This is a genomic window from Seohaeicola nanhaiensis, assembly GCF_042654245.1.
Taxonomy (GTDB): domain Bacteria; phylum Pseudomonadota; class Alphaproteobacteria; order Rhodobacterales; family Rhodobacteraceae; genus Seohaeicola_A; species Seohaeicola_A nanhaiensis.
Window position 1 is genome coordinate 58351 of sequence record NZ_JBHSGI010000005.1, and the last position, 16510, is coordinate 74860.

General features: G+C 66.4%; 19 protein-coding genes. 6 read left to right on the forward strand and 13 right to left on the reverse strand.

The genetic code is table 11. The annotated features are described in order from the left end of the window. Positions 1–44: 44 nt before the first annotated feature. The 3 genes from ACFO5X_RS07625 to ACFO5X_RS07635 are packed head-to-tail and all read right to left on the reverse strand — an operon-like array spanning position 45 to position 2369. Positions 45–1106: a methyltetrahydrofolate cobalamin methyltransferase gene (locus tag ACFO5X_RS07625; protein ID WP_380716697.1), complete on the reverse strand. Its 1062-nt coding sequence runs from the start codon at positions 1104–1106 to the stop codon at positions 45–47. Between the two features lie 10 nt (positions 1107–1116). Continuing rightward, the gene (locus tag ACFO5X_RS07630) at positions 1117–2046 is read right to left on the reverse strand and encodes a methylenetetrahydrofolate reductase (RefSeq protein ID WP_380716699.1); all 930 of its coding nucleotides are present in this window, start codon (positions 2044–2046) and stop codon (positions 1117–1119) included. Between the two features lie 26 nt (positions 2047–2072). Beyond that, positions 2073–2369: a virulence factor gene (locus tag ACFO5X_RS07635; protein WP_380716700.1), complete on the reverse strand. Its 297-nt coding sequence runs from the start codon at positions 2367–2369 to the stop codon at positions 2073–2075. 251 nt (positions 2370–2620) lie between these two features. Here ACFO5X_RS07635 and ACFO5X_RS07640 point away from each other — a divergent pair, with 251 nt between their 5' ends. Further along, complete coding sequence (locus ACFO5X_RS07640) at positions 2621–3736, forward strand: Ppx/GppA phosphatase family protein (RefSeq protein WP_380716701.1); 1116 nt, start codon at positions 2621–2623, stop codon at positions 3734–3736. Positions 3737–3811: 75 nt separating this feature from the next. Continuing rightward, on the forward strand, positions 3812–4513 hold the full coding sequence (locus ACFO5X_RS07645) for an RlmE family RNA methyltransferase (RefSeq protein ID WP_380716702.1): 702 nt from the start codon (positions 3812–3814) through the stop codon (positions 4511–4513). Here ACFO5X_RS07645 and ACFO5X_RS07650 read toward each other — a convergent pair. Next, on the reverse strand, positions 4460–4711 hold the full coding sequence (locus tag ACFO5X_RS07650; RefSeq protein WP_380716703.1) for a hypothetical protein: 252 nt from the start codon (positions 4709–4711) through the stop codon (positions 4460–4462). The genes ACFO5X_RS07645 and ACFO5X_RS07650 overlap by 54 nt on opposite strands. A gap of 108 nt (positions 4712–4819) precedes the next feature. Continuing rightward, positions 4820–5680, reverse strand: a complete 861-nt coding sequence (locus ACFO5X_RS07655; RefSeq protein WP_380716704.1) for a YihY/virulence factor BrkB family protein — start codon at positions 5678–5680, stop codon at positions 4820–4822. A gap of 81 nt (positions 5681–5761) precedes the next feature. Between ACFO5X_RS07655 and ACFO5X_RS07660 the strand changes: the two genes are divergently transcribed. Then, positions 5762–6880, forward strand: a complete 1119-nt coding sequence (locus tag ACFO5X_RS07660; RefSeq protein WP_380716705.1) for an acetoin utilization protein AcuC — start codon at positions 5762–5764, stop codon at positions 6878–6880. A gap of 3 nt (positions 6881–6883) precedes the next feature. Here ACFO5X_RS07660 and ACFO5X_RS07665 read toward each other — a convergent pair whose 3' ends face one another. Next, entirely contained in the window at positions 6884–7207 is a 324-nt protein-coding gene (locus tag ACFO5X_RS07665; RefSeq protein ID WP_380716706.1) for a hypothetical protein, read from the reverse strand. 158 nt (positions 7208–7365) lie between these two features. Between ACFO5X_RS07665 and ACFO5X_RS07670 the strand changes: the two genes are divergently transcribed. Genes ACFO5X_RS07670 through ACFO5X_RS07680 form a run of 3 tightly spaced genes read left to right on the forward strand, consistent with a single transcriptional unit; the run spans position 7366 to position 11445 of the window. Beyond that, entirely contained in the window at positions 7366–8016 is a 651-nt protein-coding gene (locus ACFO5X_RS07670) for an ABC transporter ATP-binding protein (RefSeq protein ID WP_380716707.1), read from the forward strand. Beyond that, a complete protein-coding gene (locus tag ACFO5X_RS07675; RefSeq protein WP_380716708.1) occupies positions 8013–10415 on the forward strand; it encodes an FtsX-like permease family protein in 2403 nt (800 codons plus the stop codon). The genes ACFO5X_RS07670 and ACFO5X_RS07675 overlap by 4 nt, the downstream gene beginning before the upstream one ends. Further along, positions 10405–11445 carry a lipocalin-like domain-containing protein gene (locus ACFO5X_RS07680; protein ID WP_380716710.1) on the forward strand — a complete coding sequence of 347 codons (1041 nt, stop codon included), beginning with the start codon at positions 10405–10407 and terminating at the stop codon, positions 11443–11445. Before ACFO5X_RS07675 ends, ACFO5X_RS07680 begins: the two co-directional genes overlap by 11 nt. On the opposite strand, the gene ACFO5X_RS07685 is transcribed toward ACFO5X_RS07680, so the two are convergent. The 7 genes from ACFO5X_RS07685 to ACFO5X_RS07715 form a co-directional block, all read right to left on the reverse strand. Next, on the reverse strand, positions 11442–12662 hold the full coding sequence (locus tag ACFO5X_RS07685) for a cysteine desulfurase (RefSeq protein WP_380716712.1): 1221 nt from the start codon (positions 12660–12662) through the stop codon (positions 11442–11444). The genes ACFO5X_RS07680 and ACFO5X_RS07685 overlap by 4 nt on opposite strands. Then, entirely contained in the window at positions 12655–13245 is a 591-nt protein-coding gene (locus ACFO5X_RS07690; protein ID WP_380716713.1) for a YIP1 family protein, read from the reverse strand. The genes ACFO5X_RS07685 and ACFO5X_RS07690 overlap by 8 nt, the downstream gene beginning before the upstream one ends. Further along, positions 13242–13730, reverse strand: coding sequence for a YIP1 family protein (locus ACFO5X_RS07695; protein WP_380716714.1), 489 nt, complete (start codon positions 13728–13730; stop codon positions 13242–13244). Before ACFO5X_RS07695 ends, ACFO5X_RS07690 begins: the two co-directional genes overlap by 4 nt. Further along, the gene (locus ACFO5X_RS07700) at positions 13730–15010 is read right to left on the reverse strand and encodes a SufB/SufD family protein (protein WP_380716715.1); all 1281 of its coding nucleotides are present in this window, start codon (positions 15008–15010) and stop codon (positions 13730–13732) included. The genes ACFO5X_RS07695 and ACFO5X_RS07700 overlap by 1 nt, the downstream gene beginning before the upstream one ends. Next, a complete protein-coding gene (gene sufC, locus ACFO5X_RS07705) occupies positions 15010–15765 on the reverse strand; it encodes a Fe-S cluster assembly ATPase SufC (protein ID WP_380716716.1) in 756 nt (251 codons plus the stop codon). The genes ACFO5X_RS07700 and sufC overlap by 1 nt, the downstream gene beginning before the upstream one ends. 67 nt (positions 15766–15832) lie before the next feature. After that, positions 15833–16147, reverse strand: a complete 315-nt coding sequence (locus ACFO5X_RS07710; RefSeq protein ID WP_380716717.1) for a heavy metal-binding domain-containing protein — start codon at positions 16145–16147, stop codon at positions 15833–15835. Between the two features lie 4 nt (positions 16148–16151). Further along, positions 16152–16490: a DMT family protein gene (locus tag ACFO5X_RS07715; RefSeq protein ID WP_380716718.1), complete on the reverse strand. Its 339-nt coding sequence runs from the start codon at positions 16488–16490 to the stop codon at positions 16152–16154. Between the last annotated feature and the right edge of the window lie 20 nt (positions 16491–16510).

The window sequence follows — 16510 nt, forward strand, 5'->3', positions numbered from 1 at the left end:
GACGGAACAATCCCGCGGCCCCTACGTCAAGACAAATCCGGCGATCAGGCCCGGCGACGCCGTCCACCGGCGCGTCCGCCCCGGCCACGGCCCTCTTCGCCTTCTTTGGCGGGCGCCTTGTTGAAGCGGATCCATTCCGCCCCGTGTGCATCGTTGTTGGTCAGGAAGTTGGCGGCGCGGATCGCCTCCATCTCCTTGCCGGCACGCGGCAGGGTCGAACCAAGACCGAAGACGGTCACGAAGGTCTCGTCGTCCAATTCCGGCGGCAGCATGATGCCCAGCGCCTCGATCTCGGCCTTCTTCTCGGCGATCGCCTTCTGCGTCACCGGCAGCGCCACCGGATTCATGATCGCGCTCGTCATGCCGGCGCCCATCGCCATCGGCAGGAAGGCATTGTTGATACCATGCCGGTTTGGCAACCCGAACGAGATGTTGGACGCGCCGCAGGTGGTGTTCACCCCCAGCTCTTCCCGCAGACGCCGCACCAGGGCAAAGACCTGCAGACCGGCGGTGCCCATCGCGCCGATCGGCATCACCAGCGGATCGACCACGATGTCATGCGCCGGAATGCCGAAATCGGCCGCCCGCTCCACGATCTTCTTGGCCACGGCGAAACGCACGTCAGGATCTTCGCTGATGCCGGTGTCGTCATTGCTGATCGCCACCACCGGCACATTGTATTTCTTCACCAGCGGCAGGATCAGCTCCAGCCGCTCTTCCTCGCCCGTCACCGAGTTCAGAAGCGGCCGGCCCTCGCAGACGCCAAGCCCCGCCTCCAGCGCACCGGGTACCGAACTGTCGATGCACAGCGGCACATCGACCAGCCCCTGCACCAGCTTCAGCATCTCCACCATCAGCGGCGGTTCGGTCTCGTTCGGGTTGGGGTTCGAGTTGTAGACGACGCCCGCATTCACATCGAGCATGGTGGCCCCCGCCGCAACCTGCGCCAGCGCGTCCTTCTCGACGGTCGAGAAGTCGCCCGCCTCAAGCTCGGCGGCCAGCTTCTTGCGGCCCGTGGGGTTGATCCGCTCGCCAATCACGCAGAACGGCTGGTCGAAGCCAATGATTGCGGTCTTGGTCTTGGATTCGACGATCGTGCGGGTCATGGCCGTCCTTTCAGGATGGGTTCGCGGGCTGCGCAGCGGCGCCGCCGTTTTCGGTGGCCCAGGCAGCATTGGTCTTGATGCCACCGAGCGGGAAGAAGTGGACATTCGTGATATTGAAGTCCGGATGCGCAGCCTTGTGCGCCGCAAGCTCCGCAATAACCTCGGTGGGCTCGTAGGGCAACAGCAGCTTGGTCACGTCCATCGCCCGCTTCTGCAGAACCTTCAGCGACGGGCCGACACCGCAGGCGATGGCGAACTTGATCAGCGTCTGCAATTTGGCCGGCCCCGCGATGCCAATGTGGATCGGCAACTGGATGCCCGCGTCCCTGAGGTCGTTCGCCCACTGGATGATCGGCTTGGCTTCGAAACAGAACTGCGTGGCGATGGCCATTTCGGCATCGGTCGTCTCGCTGAACTTCTGCTTCCAGGCCAGCGCCTGGCTGACGTTCTTCATGCCGCCATCGGGGTCGATGTCGCGGTTGCCCTCCGGGTGCCCGGCGACATGCAGCCGCTTGAACCCGGCCTTGTCGAACAAACCGGTCTCCATCAGCGCGATCGAGCTGTCGAATTCCCCCACCGGCTGGGGCGCGCCACCGGCCAGCAGCAGGCCCTGCTCGACCCCCGCCTCGCCCTGATAGCGCGCGATCCAGTCGGCCAGCGTCGCCCGGTCCTTGATGATGCGCGCCGGAAAATGCGGCATCACCGGATAGCCCTCGGCGGCCAGCCGCTTGGCGGTGGCGACCATGTCCTCGATCGGAGTGCCGTCGATATGCGCGATGTAGACACGGGTACCTTCCGGCAGCAGCGCCCGGAAATCGTCGATCTTCTCGGCGGTGCGCGGCATCACCTCGATGGAATAGCCTTCCAGGAAGGCCTCGACCGCACCATTGGCCGTGCGTTCGGCTGGGGTTTCGCGGCGCCTGAAGTTCAACAAAGCCATGATGGCCTCCAAATAGCTCTTCGGGCTCATGCCCATCCGTCGTTTTCGATCAGCGTCTTGATGCGCGCGGTGTCGTATTCCGCCTCAAGTCGCGCCGCTTCCGCCTCGGCCACCGCTTCGGGGTCGCCCTCGATCTCATAGGGCTCGCCCTTGCGCCATTCGGCCAGATAGGCGTCCGAGTCGCGTGCGTTCACCTTCATCGCCGCCCGGTCGATCGCCTGCTCGAAGCGCTCTGGCAGAGGCCGTTTGGTCCCCCGCCGGCCCTTGCCGACGATGACCTGCGCCGGAATATCGCGCCAGTAAACGATGGTGACATCCGGCATGGTCTGATTCCTTTATCTCGTGGCCCTACTTAGGGCAGCTTGGTGTTCCGGCGAATGCCGTTTTCGACACATCCAAACATAGCTGCGACCTGCGCGCATTGGCCAGACCACGCGAGCTCCGACGACCCCGTCCCAAGGCCGGTTCCGCGAAGTCGTGCACGCGCGCGCCGTGGCGTCGCGGCAAAGGATCCCTTGCGCCGGAAAGGGTGCCTCCCTATTGTTGAACCAACTCGAAATCGGAGGGCGTATTGATGACGCCCAAGCGTCCCTATGGTGCGGGCGCTTTTCCGAAAGCGGTCGAAAGCCCCGCGCCTGAACGGCCCGATACCGGCGACCTCTATGCAGCGCTGGATTTGGGCACCAACAGTTGTCGAATGCTGATTGCCCGGCCCAGGGGCAATGGGTTTCACGTGGTCGACAGCTTCTCGAAATCCGTGCAGCTGGGCAGCGGACTGGAACACACCGGGCGCCTTTCGCGCTCGTCGATGGCGCGCACCGTTCAGGCACTGCGCATCTGTCAGCAGAAACTGAAGCGCAACAAAGTCCGGCGCATGCGGCTTGTCACCACCGAGGCCTGCCGCCGCGCCCGCAACGCGGGCGAGTTCATCCAGATGGTGCGCCGGGAAACCGGCATGTCGCTCGAGGTGATCCAGCCCGAGGAAGAGGCGCGCCTCGCCGTGATCTCCTGCGCGCCGCTGGTGTCGCCCCGCACCGATCAGCTGCTGGTCGTCGACATCGGCGGCGGCTCGACCGAGCTGGTCTGGATCGACCTCACTTCGGTCCCCAATGCGGACCGTCCCCGCGCCATCATGCGCCTGCACGCCGGATTTCACCCGCCCGAAAGCCCGCTTCCGGCGGCGCGCGTGGTAGACTGGATCTCGGTCCCGCTCGGCGTCGCCACCCTGCGCGACCAGTTCTCCGACGTCGAGGACGACGCCGCCCGGTTCGCGCTGATGAGCTGGCACTTCGAAGAGAACCTTGCCGAATTTGCGCCCTACAAGGACGATATCGCCCAGCGGGGCGAGTTCCAGATCGTCGGCACCTCGGGCACCGTCACCACTGTCGCGGCCAGCCATCTGGGGCTCAAGCGCTATGACCGCACCAAGGTCGACGGCCTGCGCATGACCTCGCAGGAAATCGACACTGTGATCCGCCGCTATCTGGCGCTCGGCCCCGCCGGGCGTCTGAAAGACCCCCGTATCGGCGAGGACCGGCAGGCGCTCATCATGTCCGGCTCGGCGATCCTGCAAGCGCTGCTGCGCTGCTGGCCCACCGACCGGCTGTCCGTGGCCGACCGCGGCCTGCGCGAAGGCCTGCTCTACGCGCAGATGAGCGCCGATGGGGTGCTCCACGAATCGCCCGACTGAGGGCCGCCGTCAGCCGGGCCGCTTGTGTGGGCCGCCCTGCGGGACTATGGCTGAAAGGTCAGGAAAGGAAGACCGATGACCAAGAACACGTCCGGGCGCGGCCAGCGCGATCTCACGGTCAAGGTGAAGACCGCGCGCGGGCGCAAGATGTCGTCCACCATGTGGCTGCAACGCCAGCTGAACGATCCCTACGTCCGCCGCGCGCAGTCCGAGGGCTATCGCGGCCGCGCAGCCTACAAGATCCTCGAACTCGACGACAAATACCGCTTCCTCGTTCCGGGCGCCCGGGTCGTCGACTTGGGCTGCGCGCCGGGCGGATGGCTGCAGGTCGCGGTCAAGCGGATCAATGCCCTTGGCGAGAAGTCGGGCAAGGCCGTCGGGCGGATCATCGGCATCGACCTGCAAGAGGTCGAACCTGTCGCCGGCGCCGAAATCCACCAGCTCGACTTTCTGGAAGACGATGCCGACGAGAAGGTCAAGGAATGGCTCGGCGGTCAGGCCGACGTGGTGATGTCCGACATGGCCGCCTCGGCCTCGGGCCACAAGCAGACCGATCACATCCGCATCATCGCGCTCTGCGAAGCCGCTGCCTATCTGGCTTTCGATGTGCTGGCCCCGGGCGGAACCTTTGTCGCCAAGGTGCTCGCCGGCGGCGCCGAGAGCGAGTTGCAGGCGCTGCTCAAGCAGAAATTCACCAAGGTGGCAAACGTCAAGCCACCGGCATCACGCGCCGACAGTTCTGAAAAATTTGTGGTTGCGACGGGTTTCCGGGGCTGAAACCACCGGCGGCGCAGGCTCGAACACCGGCTCGCCCCAGGATTTCTGCGCCGCGGCCAGAAACACGGCCGCCTCAACCGCCTCGCGCGCCTCCTGCCCCATCGTACCTCTGCGCCGCTGCGACACCTGCGCGATATTCTCGCGCCGCAGCATCTCGAACAACACGCCCCGGCGCTCGGGTGTCGGCACAGTGGTCATCGCGTGGAATCCTCGGGCGCAGCGGTTTCAACGCCGTCAGAGTGGCCACTGATTGTGCCGGGCGGATGGCAACCCGGCGGCGCGCCGGGGGCCTTTTCGCGACGCCGCTCAGTCCTCGATCCCGTCCCGCCGCCGCAGCAACGCGCCGTTGAACTCCGCCCCGAGGATCAGGATCGCGGCGATGAGATAGAGAAAAATCAGCGCCGCCATCGCCCCGGCGAGACCGGCATAGGTCGCGCTGTAATTGGCGAAATGCGCCATATAGAGCGAAAATCCCCAGACCGCCCCGAACCACAGCCCGATGGTCAGCAGAACGCCCGGCCAGATCTCGGAAAACCGGTGCCGCATCCCGGGCAGCCAGATATGGCAGGCCGCGACGCCCAGAACCAGCAGCAGCAGAACCACCGACGTCTTCAGCACCCTGTTTTCGATCCAGCTACCATAGGGTTCGGGGATCCGCTCGGCGACCAGGTGGAAATAGGCGGGCAGACCCAGCCCGAAGGTCAGGCTGGCCAGCAGCACGGTGCCTCCCACCAGCACGAAGGCCAGGCACAGCGCGCGCGTTTTCCAGAACGGGCGCGGATCGATATCCCGATAGGCCCGCGTGATCGCGACTCGCACCGCATCAACGCCGTTGGACGCGAAATAAAGCGCCAGCGCCCCGCCCAGGGTCACCAGTTGCACGTTGCCATTCGACAGAACCGAACGCAGTTCCTTCGCGATCGGAGCTGCGATGGCATCGGGCCAGAGCGACAGAATCAGCCCCACCATCCGGTCGGCATCCGGATCGTTTGACAGCGCCCCGGCGAGAGCGACCACGAACAGAAAGAAAGGAAACAGCGCCAGCATCAGCGACATTGCAACGTGGCTCGACAGAATCCAGCCGCTGTTGCGTTCAAACCTGCCGAGAGTGCTCCAGAGCACCATCGGAAGGTCGGCAAGGGAAATTCTGTGAACTGCTCTGCTCATACCAAAAACCTAGGGCTGGCACGTGACAATGGCCACAGGCCGCAATTGCGGCGACAAGAAAATTCCGTCAGCATCGCGCCGATGACACAGCCCCTGTTTCTTGGAAACGACATTTATCGCGGTTCGACCTTCGGGCGCAGCCATCCGCTGGCCATTCCCCGGGTACCCACCGTAACCGACCTGTCCCGCGCGCTCGGCTGGCTGGGTCCGGACACCTATCGTACCAGCCCGCGCCTGCGCGCCGCAGGCCTGACCGCCTTCCATACGCCCGAATATGTTGCCGCCCTGCAAGCCGCCGAGGCGACGCAAAGTGTCAGCGAAGAAGTCCGCCTGCGTCACGGACTGGGCACCCTCAGCAATCCGATCTATCCGGAGATGTTTCGCCGCCCGGCCACGGGCGCAGGTGGCGCGCTACTTGCCGCCGAACTCGTCGCGGCGGGCCACGCCGTCTATCACCCGGGCGGTGGCACCCACCACGGCCTGCCCGACCGCGCCAATGGCTTCTGCTATTTCAACGATCCGGTCCTGGCGATCCTGGCCCTGCGCCGCCGCGGGCTGCCGCGCATCGCCTATATCGATATCGACGCCCATCACTGCGACGGCGTCGAGGTCGCCTTTGCTGACCAGCCCGAAGTGCTGCTGGTCTCGACCCATGAGGAGGGCCGCTGGCCCTTCACCGGCGCGCTCTCGGACCGGGGGGCCGGCAATGTCTTCAACCTGCCGCTTCCGCGAGATCTGAACGACGACGAATTCGCTCTGGCGCTCCATCAGATGATCGTGCGGGCGGTCACGGCGCATCGACCGGACGTGATCGTGCTGCAATGCGGGGCCGATGCGGTTGCCGAAGATCCGCTGTCGCGCCTGGCCCTCTCGAACAACGCGCATTGGGAGGCCGTGCGCACCCTCGCCGCAATCGCTCCGCGGTTTCTGGTGCTGGGCGGCGGCGGATACAACCCCTGGTCAGTCGGCCGCCTCTGGACCGGCGTCTGGGCCACCCTCAACAATTATGAGATACCCGACCATCTGCCACCCGAGGCCCAGGCTATCCTGCGCCGCCTCACCTGGCAGCGCCACGGCGGCAGAAACCCGCCGCCACACTGGTTCGACACTCTTCGGGATTCACCCCGCAACGGCGCCATCCGCGATACGGTCCGCGCGCGCGTCGCCTCGCTCTGCGCGCGCCTCAGGGTCGAGGTCTGACGGTCACCGTCCGGCCAGACAGTCCGCATAGACGCGGTTGTATTCCTGCTCCGCACGCTCACGCCGCAGCATCCGCTGGCCTTCGCCGCCGCGTGGCGATGTCGCGATGGCGCCGCGCGAACTGCTGACGCCCAACGCGACCTCTCCCGTGATCTTCAGTGTCATCGGCCCAAGCCGCACCGGAGGAATCAGGCCGGGCACATGGCCGGAGACCTTGCGCGCCTTCGCGTCGCAGGACAGCGTCGCTTCCGCCTGTTGCGCCAGACCCGCCACTGGCAAACCAAGGGCCAAAGCAACCACCAGCGGGCGCAAGAAGGGAACGGGCATGGGAGCACCTCTCTCTCGGAATGTCCTCCCTTACAGATACTCCTTTCCCATCCCCTCCGCCAGTCCCGCCCGCGACCCTCGGCCGCTGCCCGCCGGGCGCGGGTGGACACATCCCTCCAAACCGTGATCCTGTGCGCCGAACAGAACGGAGACGAGCGGTGCTGCTGGAAATCGACAATGTGAGCAAGCGCTATCCCGGCGCCGAACGCCCCGTGCTCGACGCGGTTTCTCTCGCTCTCGACGCGGGCGAGACGCTGGCCCTCACCGGAGAAAGCGGCAGCGGCAAGAGCACGCTGCTCCATCTCGCCGGCGCGCTTGACCACTTCGAGACGGGCGAGATCCGCCTCGACGGTTTGGCCTACAGCACACTCAACGACGCCGGGCGCGCGATGGTGCGTCGCGGGCCGGTCGCGCTGGTCTTTCAGCAGTTCAACCTGATCCCGTCGCTTACTGTCGCGCAGAACCTCGCCTTTCACGCCCGCCTCGGCGGCCGCCACGACCCCGCCTGGGTGTCCCATCTGGCCACGCGTCTTGGTCTGGACACGCTCCTGTCCCGCTATCCCGAGACGCTCTCGGGCGGCCAGCAGCAGCGCGTCGCCATCGGCCGCGCCCTCGCCCTGCGCCCGCGCCTCCTGCTCGCGGACGAGCCGACCGGCAACCTGGACGAGACGACCGGCGATGCCGTTCTGGCCCTGATGCTCGATCTGGTGGCCGAAACCGGCGCCGCCCTGCTGCTGGTCACCCATTCCGATCGCATCGCCGCATCCCTTGGCCGCCGCGTGCATCTGACCAACGGAGCCATCCGGTGATCGCCGCCGCCCTCGGCGCGCTGCTGTCTCACTGGCGGCGGCAACCGGGCCAGCTTGCAACGCTGGTTCTGGGTCTCGCACTCGCCACCGGCCTGTGGTCGGCGGTGCAGGCCATCAATGCCGAAGCCCGCGCCAGCTATGCCCGCGCGGCGGCCCAGCTCGGCGGCGATGCCGGCCCGGTGCTGAAGGCACGCGACGGCGCCCTGTCGGTCGCCACCTATGTCAAGCTCCGCCGCGCCGGCTGGCAGGTCTCGCCCGTGCTCGAAGGCCGCGCGCGGCTCGGGCGCACCAATCTGCGTGTTGTCGGCGTCGATGGGCTGACCTATCCGGTCATGCCCGCAACCACCAACACGGCCACCGATCCCACCGCGATCCTGCTGCCTCCCGGGCGTCTCTTCGTTACGCCCGACACCGCCGCGCAGCTTGCCGATGCCACCGACCTGCCGCCCCGGATCGAAACGCCCGACCTGCCCGACGGCGTCGCGCTGACCGATATCGGCACCGCCGAACGTCTGCTGGGCCGAACGGGCGAACTCACGCGTCTGCTGGTCCTGCCCGATCAGCCCGCCAACCTGACGCCCCTCGCCGATCTCGTACCTGAACTACAGCTGACCGAACCGACCAGCCAGACCGACACTGCCCGCCTGACCGACAGTTTTCATCTGAACCTGACCGCCTTCGGCCTGCTCTCCTTCGCGGTTGGGCTCTTCATCGTGCACGGCACCGCCGGTCTGGCCTTCGAACAGCGCCGCGGCATGTTCCGCACCCTGCGTGCCCTCGGCCTGCCCGCGCGCACTCTCACGGCGCTGGTGCTCGGCGAACTCCTCGCTCTGGCGCTGCTCTCCGGCCTCCTCGGCCTCGTCCTCGGCTATCTCGTCGCCGCCGCCCTGCTGCCCGATGTCGCCGCCACCCTGCGCGGCCTTTACGGCGCGCCCGTGGACGGCGGCCTGACCCTGCGCTCCGCCTGGGTGGCCAGTGGCCTTGCCATGGCGGTCGGCGGCGCGCTGCTGGCCGGTGCGCAAGGCGTCACACGCGTCGCCCGGATGCCGATCCTCGCCGCGCCCGGCCTGCTGGCCTGGTCCGGCGCGGCCCGCCGCAACCGCTGGCGCATGGCGATCGCAGGCCCCGTGCTGATGCTTGGCGGGCTGGCCGCGCTCTGGCAGATCGGCGGGCTGGCCGGGGGCTTCATGCTGCTCGGCGGCCTGTTGCTGGGCGCTGCGGTGATGCTGCCGCCGCTTCTCGCCGCCCTGCTGATCCTGGGCGAACGTCACACCCGCGGCGTCATCGGCCAATGGATCCTCGCCGACCTGCGCGCGCAGCTGCCAGGCCTCTCGCTCGCCCTGATGGCGCTGCTGCTGGCGCTCGCCACGAATATCGGCGTCGGCACCATGGTGTCGAGCTTCCGCCTCACCTTCACTGGCTGGCTGGACCAGCGCCTCGCCTCCGAGCTCTACGTCACCGCCGCCACCGATGCCCAGGGCGCGGACCTGGCCGAATGGCTCGCGCCCCGCGCCGAAGCGGTGCTGCCGATCCGCTATGCCGAGACGGAGCTCGCCGGCGCCCCCGCCCGGCTCTATGGCGTCGCCGACCACGCCACCTACCGAAACAACTGGCCCCTGATCGCCGCCGCGCCAGGGGTCTGGGACAGGATCGCCAGCGGAACCGGAGCTCTGGTCAACGAACAGCTCGCCCGCCGCGCCGGGCTCTGGCCCGGCGCCATGCTCGACCTCGGGCGCGGCTGGCGGCTGCCCGTGGTCGGAGTCTATTCCGACTACGGCAACCCGCAGGGACAGGCCATCGTCGCCCTGCCCGACCTGCTCGCGCATGAACCCAACGTCGCCAACCGCCAGTTCGGCATCCGCATCGCCCCCGACCAGGCCGCCGCCCTCGCCGACGAGATGCGCGCCAGCTTCGACCTGTCCGACAACGCCCTTGTCGATCAGGCGGCGATCAAGGCTGCCTCGCTCGCGATCTTCGAAAAGACCTTTGTAGTTACCGCCGCGCTCAACATTCTGACGCTTGGAGTCGCTGGCTTTGCCATCCTGACCAGCCTGCTCACCCTCTGGACGATGCGCCTGCCCCATGTCGCCCCGGTCTGGGCGCTTGGCATGACCCGCCGCGCGCTGGCCCGGATCGAGATCCTGCGCAGCCTCGCCCTTGCCGGTCTGACCGCTCTGCTGGCCCTGCCTTTGGGTCTGCTGCTCGCGAAGATCCTGCTCGATGTCATCAATGTCGAGGCCTTCGGCTGGCGGCTGCCTATGTATCTCTTCCCGCTCGACTGGCTGCGCCTCTTCCTGCTCGCCCTGCTGGCCGGCGCCCTTGCAGCCGCCCTGCCCGCCCGACGGCTGCGCCGCCTGCCCCCCGCCGATCTGCTGAAGGTCTTCGCCCATGAACGCTAGGCTACTGGCCCTCCTGCTCTGGCTTCCCACCCTCGCCTGCGCCCAGGGGTTCGCCGGCCTTGGCACCGATGCCGAAGGCTTTGCGCCCCCCGACCCGGCCTACCGCCTGACCTTCCCGGCTGACCACGGGCCCCATGTGCATTTCCGCATCGAATGGTGGTATTTGACCGCCACGCTGAAGGGCGAAGATGGCACCGACTACGGCATCCAGTGGACGCTGTTCCGCTCGGCTCTCGCCCCCCGCGAAGGCGACGGATGGTCCAGCCCGCAACTCTGGATGGGCCACGCGGGGCTGACCACCCCCAGCCGCCAGTTCGTCGCCGAACGCCGCGCGCGTGGTGGCATCGGCCAGGCCGGCGTTACCGCCGACCCCTTCCTCGCCTTCATCGACGATTGGGAGATGCGCGCCACCGGCCCCGGCATCGACACGCTCGACCTGACCGCGCGCGGCCAGGATTTCGCCTATGCCCTGTCCCTGACGGCCGAAGGTCCCATCGTGGAACAGGGCCAACACGGCTATTCCGTCAAATCCCGCGATGGCCACGCCAGCCACTACTACTCGCAGCCCGCCTACAGCGTCAGCGGCACCCTAAACCTGCCCGACGGCCCCGTGAAGGTAACCGGACAGGGCTGGCTCGACCGCGAATGGTCCTCGCAGCCCCTGTCGGCCACGCAAAGCGGCTGGGACTGGTTCTCGCTCTCTTTCGACAGCGGCGCCAGGATGATGGGGTTTCGCCTGCGCGACACCGCCGGTGACTTCACAGCCGCCACTTGGATCACGCCCGAGGGACAGGCCGAGCCGCTGCCCGACGGCGCCCTCAACGTCGCGCCCCTGGCCACGTCAAAGGTCGAAGGCCGCGCCATCCCCACCCGCTGGCAGTTGAAGCTGCCGGCCCACGATCTTGATATCGAAGTCGACGCCGTGAACCCACAGGCCTGGATGGCAACTTCCTTTCCCTACTGGGAAGGCCCGGTGCGCATCACCGGCAGCCACAGCGGCAAGGGCTATCTTGAGATGACCGGCTACTAACCGAACAGCTCGTGCGCCAGTTCCAGCGCCTCGACCAGCCGGTCGACCTCTTCCGTCGTGTTGTACAGGCCAAAGGACGCCCGGCAGGTCGCCGTTACCCCAAGCCGCTCCATCAGCGGTCCGGCACAATGATGCCCTGCGCGCACCGCCACGCCCTTCTTGTCGAGAATGGTCGAAATGTCATGCGCATGGGCCGCACCGTCCAGCGTCAGCGAGAAGATCGCCGCCTTCTCCGGAGTCGTGCCCTGAAGCCGCAGCCAGTTCAGACCGCGCAGGCGCTGATAGGCATAATCGCGCAGCCCCGCCTCATGCGCCGCGATGTTCTCCATTCCGAGATCCATCATGTAGTCCAGCGCCACGCCCAGCCCGATGATCTGCACGATTGCCGGCGTGCCCGCCTCGAACATCATTGGCGGATCGTTGTAAGTCACTGCATCCCGCGTCACCTCGCGGATCATGTCGCCCCCGCCGAGGAAAGGCCGCATCTCGGCCATCCGCTCGGCCTTGACATAGATCGCGCCGGATGCCGAGGGGCCATACAGTTTGTGCCCGGTAATCGCATAGAAATCACAGCCGATATCGGCCACGTTCACCGGCATGTGCACCGCGCCCTGGCTGCCGTCCACCAGCACCGGCACCCCCTTGGCATGGGCGCCCGCCGTGATCGCCTTCACATCGACGACCGTCCCCAGAACGTTGGAGCAATGGGTCACCGCCACCAGCCTGGTCTTTGGCCCGATGGCGTCGATCACCGCCTGCGGGTCCAGAGCCCCGCTGTCGTCGATATCGACCCATTTAAGCACCACGCCCATGCGCTCGCGCAGGAAATGCCAGGGCACGATATTGGCGTGATGTTCCATCACGCTCAGCACGATCTCGTCGCCCGCCTTCATCCGCGGCATCGCCCAAGCGTAGGCCACCATGTTGATGCCCATCGTCGTGCCGGTGTTGAACACGATCTCGTCTTCCGACGCCGCGCCCAGGAACCGAGCGACGGTGCCGCGCACCGCCTCGTATTTCTCGGTCGCGAGGTTGGACAGGTAATGCAACCCCCTGTGGACGTTCGCATATTCCTCGGAATAGGCCCGCGTCACCGCATCGATCACCACCTGCGGCTTCTGCGCCGAGGCGCCGTTGTCGAGATAGGTCAGCGGCTGTCCGTTCACCTCGCGCGAAAGGATCGGGAAATCGCGGCGGATCGTGGCGACGTCATACATGGCCGTTCGCTCCTGGCATCGGTGTCCCGACAAGGGACAGGAGAATGGAAAGCGCGATCCCGATCGCCAGCGAGGCGACAAGCAACACGAAAAAGGACCGCAACAGCGAATTGAGCCGCAACGCCTCGTTGATGAAATGCATGCTGATGTAGAGGCCGAAGAAGGTGACAACCAGCATCAGAACCATGGCCACCATGGGCACAGTCAGCGACAGGACCAGCATGGCGACCTGCGCCGCAGCCCGCAGCGCGTTCAGCCAAACCATGACGGCCAGCACATCATCCAATTCGCCCTGCCCGCCGAACAGCCGGCCGGCCATCCGCAGGACATAAACGAAAAGCACCATACCCAGCAGCGCGATCATGAAGAACTGCAACGGCCCGCCGAACAGCAAGCGCATCGGGTTCGGCTCGGCAAAGGCCAAGTCGGACAGGGCGTAGATCACTGCCTGCAGCACCGCCATCAGCACCAGACCCTGCCACAGCACGCTGCGCGGCAACCGCAGGCCCAGCAGAACCCGCGCGGCTGCGGCCGGATCGGTCACGCTCTGCAGTGCCAGAGCGCGCATGAAGGCCATGGTCATGCCGCGGCCCTCTCGGCACGGACCAGCCCGGCGACCAGGAACCATACGAAGACCGCCACCCAGAGGGTGGCCACGATATCCAGCTGCCGCCCCGGGCCGATGAACCCCGCCACCATCCCGGCCAGCAAGGCCACCGGAGTCGACGCCAGCAAGGCCCAGAACAGCGCCAGTCGGATTCCGTACCCGCTGATGCGCCGGCGCGTCAGCCGCGCAAGAACCCAGAACACCGCCGCCAGCAGATAGGCGGCCAGCGGAACGATCAGCACCCAGAAGAAGGCGCTCCAATACAGGCGCACCGCCAGCGGACCGCTCGGGTCCAGCTGCGCCTCGCGCGCCTGATAGGGCGATTGGGCGACAAAGAACAGCAGACCGGCCACCAGAGCAAAGGTCAGCGCCCGCCCTTCCTGCCGTCCATCGTCCAGCAGCCGGCCGATCACCCGGCCGGGCCCGCGATAGGTCGCCGAGATATCCGAGGTGACCGCCATCAGCTCCGCCGGGCCAGCCAGCCTTCCAGCCGCGCCACGACATCGGCCGCGAGGTCCGCATCCTCGATCTCGGCAACCGCCTCGGCCAGGAATGCCAGCGTCAGAAGGTTGGTCGCCTCGCGCACCGGCACCCCGCGCGAGCGCAGGTAGAACAGCGCCGTCTCGTCGATTGCGCCGCTGGTCGACCCATGCGAACAGGCGACGTCATCGGCATAGATCTCAAGCTCGGGCTTGGCGAGGAACTGGCTGTCCTCGTCCAGCAGCAGCGACTGGCTGATCTGATAGCCGTCGGTCTTCTGGGCGCCCTGCTTGACCAGGATCTTGCCCTGAAACACGCCGACCGCGCCATTGCGCAGCACCTTCTTGAACACCTGCCGGCTTTCGCAGCCTACCGCGTCATGCGTGATGAACACCGTATCGTCATGGTGGAAGTCGCCATCGCCAACGCAGGCGCCTGCGACATGGGCCACCGCGTCGTCACCGGTCAGCTCGACCACCACCTCGTTGCGCGTCAGCACGCCGTTCACCGTCACCGTGAACGACTTGAACACCGACTCCGCACCCAGCCGGGCAAAGACATGCGTCGCCGCCCGCCGGTCATGATCGCGGCCCTGTCCGCGGACCAGATGCAGCCGGCCGGTATCGGCGATGTCGACTTCCATCACCTTGTTGAATCGTGCTGCCGCCGGGCCGGTTTCCAGGATCGTCGCCTCTGCCCCCGCATCGACCTTCACGACATGATGCAGGATCGCGTCCGAAGTCTCTGATTCATGGACATAAACCACGCTGATCGGCTTGCTTGGCTTACCCGTCACATGGATCAGCAACCCGTCCGCCGCAAAGGCCGTGTTCAGCGCCGCAAAGGGCCGCTGCACCGGGGTCTGTCCCCGGCCTTCCAGCACCCCGTAGAGATCGCGCGCCCAGTGGATGTCCGCCTCCTGAGTCTCCGCCAGCCGCTCGATCGTCACGCCTTCCAGCGTCAGATCGTCCGAGGCCTCGGCATCGAAGACGCCATCGACAAAGATCAGTTTCAGCCGGTCCCGGTCCCCGAACAGCGGACCCTCGTCGTTCTCCAGCACCCGCGCCCTCGGCGCATCGGGCTGCACCAGCGTATCTGGCCGGGTGAAGCGCCAGTATTCATCGCGCCGGTCGGGCAGCCCCATCGTGCCCAGCCGGTCCAGCGCCTCGCGCCGGGCCGCCTCTGACCAGCCGCCTGCGGGCAGCGTCAGCCCGGCGAGCCGCGCCTCGGTCGCATCCTGCTTGCGTTGCGGCAGGGCCATCACGCGACCTCGTTCAGGATATCGGCATAGCCATTGTTCTCGACCTCGAGCGCCAGCTGCGGCCCGCCCGATTTTACGATCCGCCCGTCCGCCATGATATGCACCACGTCCGGCTTGATGTGATCCAGCAGCCGCTGATAGTGCGTGATCACCAGGAACCCGCGCCCTTCCGAGCGCAGCTTGTTCACGCCGTCGGCGACCAGTTTCATCGCATCCACGTCGAGGCCCGAGTCGGTCTCGTCCAGGATGCACATCTTCGGCTCCAGCATCGCCATCTGCAGGATCTCGTTGCGCTTCTTCTCGCCCCCCGAAAAGCCGACGTTGACCGGACGCTTCAGCATCTCGGCGTCGATCTGCAGCTCCTTCGCCTTGGCCCGCACGACCTTGAGGAATTCGGCCGCGCTCATCTCCTCCTCGCCCCGCGCCTTGCGCTGTGCGTTCACTGCGGTGCGCAGGAAGGTCATGTTGCCGACGCCAGGAATCTCGACCGGATACTGGAACGCCAGGAACAACCCCGCCGCGGCGCGCTCTTCCGGCTCCATCTCCAGCAGGTCCACACCGTCCAGCGTGGCCGACCCGCCCGTGACCTCATAGCCCTCGCGCCCCGAGAGCACATAGGACAGCGTCGATTTGCCCGACCCGTTCGGCCCCATGATCGCATGCACCGTGCCGGCCTTGACACTCAGGTCGACACCCTTGAGGATCTGCTTGTCCTCTTCCTCAAGTTTGACCTGCAAGTTCTTGATATTCAGCATATTCCACCTCATCTCACAAGGCCGCGCGCCATCCGGGCACAGCCGATCATTCCAAAATCATGACGCCTCAGTCGATGACCACCGCCGTGCCCGAGGCCGAGACCATCAGCATCGACTGACCGACCACCTCGTAATCCAGATCGACGCCCACAACCGCATTGGCCCCCAGCGCCCGGGCCCGCGCCTCCAGTTCGGCCAGCGCCGTCTCGCGCGCGTCCTGCAGCTTGCTCTCATAAGCGCCCGACCGGCCGCCGACGATATCGGTGATCGAGGCAAAGAGATCGCGTACGACATTCGCCCCCATGATCGCCTCGCCCACGACGATGCCCTTGTATTCCGCGATCAGATGCCCCTCGATACTGGGCGTTGTGGTCACGATCATGCCGCTACCCCCTGAACACCAGCGCCGCGCCGATGCCGATAAAGACAAATCCGGCCAGCACGCCCCAGCTGAGGCTCTCCTTCAGCCAGAAAACCGAGAAGCCCGCGAAGATCACCAGCGTGATGACCTCCTGAATGGTCTTCAGCTGCGCCGCCGAATAGACCTGATGCCCGATCCGGTTCGCCGGCACCGCCAGCCAGTATTCGAAGAAGGCGATCCCCCAGCTGACCATCACCGCGATCCACAGCGGCGCGGCCTTGTGGCCCAGATGACCGTACCAGGCGAAGGTCATGAAGACATTCGAGGCGATCAGCAGACCGATCGGCAGTATATAGGGCGCCATTCATCGGCAACTCCAAAGGG

Coding starts and splice junctions, on each gene's coding strand:
- ACFO5X_RS07625 (WP_380716697.1), bottom strand. CDS start 1,106: ATGACCCGCACGATCGTCGAATCCAAGACCAAGACCGCAATCATTGGC.
- ACFO5X_RS07630 (WP_380716699.1), bottom strand. CDS start 2,046: ATGGCTTTGTTGAACTTCAGGCGCCGCGAAACCCCAGCCGAACGCACG.
- ACFO5X_RS07635 (WP_380716700.1), bottom strand. CDS start 2,369: ATGCCGGATGTCACCATCGTTTACTGGCGCGATATTCCGGCGCAGGTC.
- ACFO5X_RS07640 (WP_380716701.1), top strand. CDS start 2,621: ATGACGCCCAAGCGTCCCTATGGTGCGGGCGCTTTTCCGAAAGCGGTC.
- ACFO5X_RS07645 (WP_380716702.1), top strand. CDS start 3,812: ATGACCAAGAACACGTCCGGGCGCGGCCAGCGCGATCTCACGGTCAAG.
- ACFO5X_RS07650 (WP_380716703.1), bottom strand. CDS start 4,711: ATGACCACTGTGCCGACACCCGAGCGCCGGGGCGTGTTGTTCGAGATG.
- ACFO5X_RS07655 (WP_380716704.1), bottom strand. CDS start 5,680: ATGAGCAGAGCAGTTCACAGAATTTCCCTTGCCGACCTTCCGATGGTG.
- ACFO5X_RS07660 (WP_380716705.1), top strand. CDS start 5,762: ATGACACAGCCCCTGTTTCTTGGAAACGACATTTATCGCGGTTCGACC.
- ACFO5X_RS07665 (WP_380716706.1), bottom strand. CDS start 7,207: ATGCCCGTTCCCTTCTTGCGCCCGCTGGTGGTTGCTTTGGCCCTTGGT.
- ACFO5X_RS07680 (WP_380716710.1), top strand. CDS start 10,405: ATGAACGCTAGGCTACTGGCCCTCCTGCTCTGGCTTCCCACCCTCGCC.
- ACFO5X_RS07685 (WP_380716712.1), bottom strand. CDS start 12,662: ATGTATGACGTCGCCACGATCCGCCGCGATTTCCCGATCCTTTCGCGC.
- ACFO5X_RS07690 (WP_380716713.1), bottom strand. CDS start 13,245: ATGACCATGGCCTTCATGCGCGCTCTGGCACTGCAGAGCGTGACCGAT.
- ACFO5X_RS07695 (WP_380716714.1), bottom strand. CDS start 13,730: ATGGCGGTCACCTCGGATATCTCGGCGACCTATCGCGGGCCCGGCCGG.
- ACFO5X_RS07700 (WP_380716715.1), bottom strand. CDS start 15,010: ATGGCCCTGCCGCAACGCAAGCAGGATGCGACCGAGGCGCGGCTCGCC.
- sufC (WP_380716716.1), bottom strand. CDS start 15,765: ATGCTGAATATCAAGAACTTGCAGGTCAAACTTGAGGAAGAGGACAAG.
- ACFO5X_RS07710 (WP_380716717.1), bottom strand. CDS start 16,147: ATGATCGTGACCACAACGCCCAGTATCGAGGGGCATCTGATCGCGGAA.
- ACFO5X_RS07715 (WP_380716718.1), bottom strand. CDS start 16,490: ATGGCGCCCTATATACTGCCGATCGGTCTGCTGATCGCCTCGAATGTC.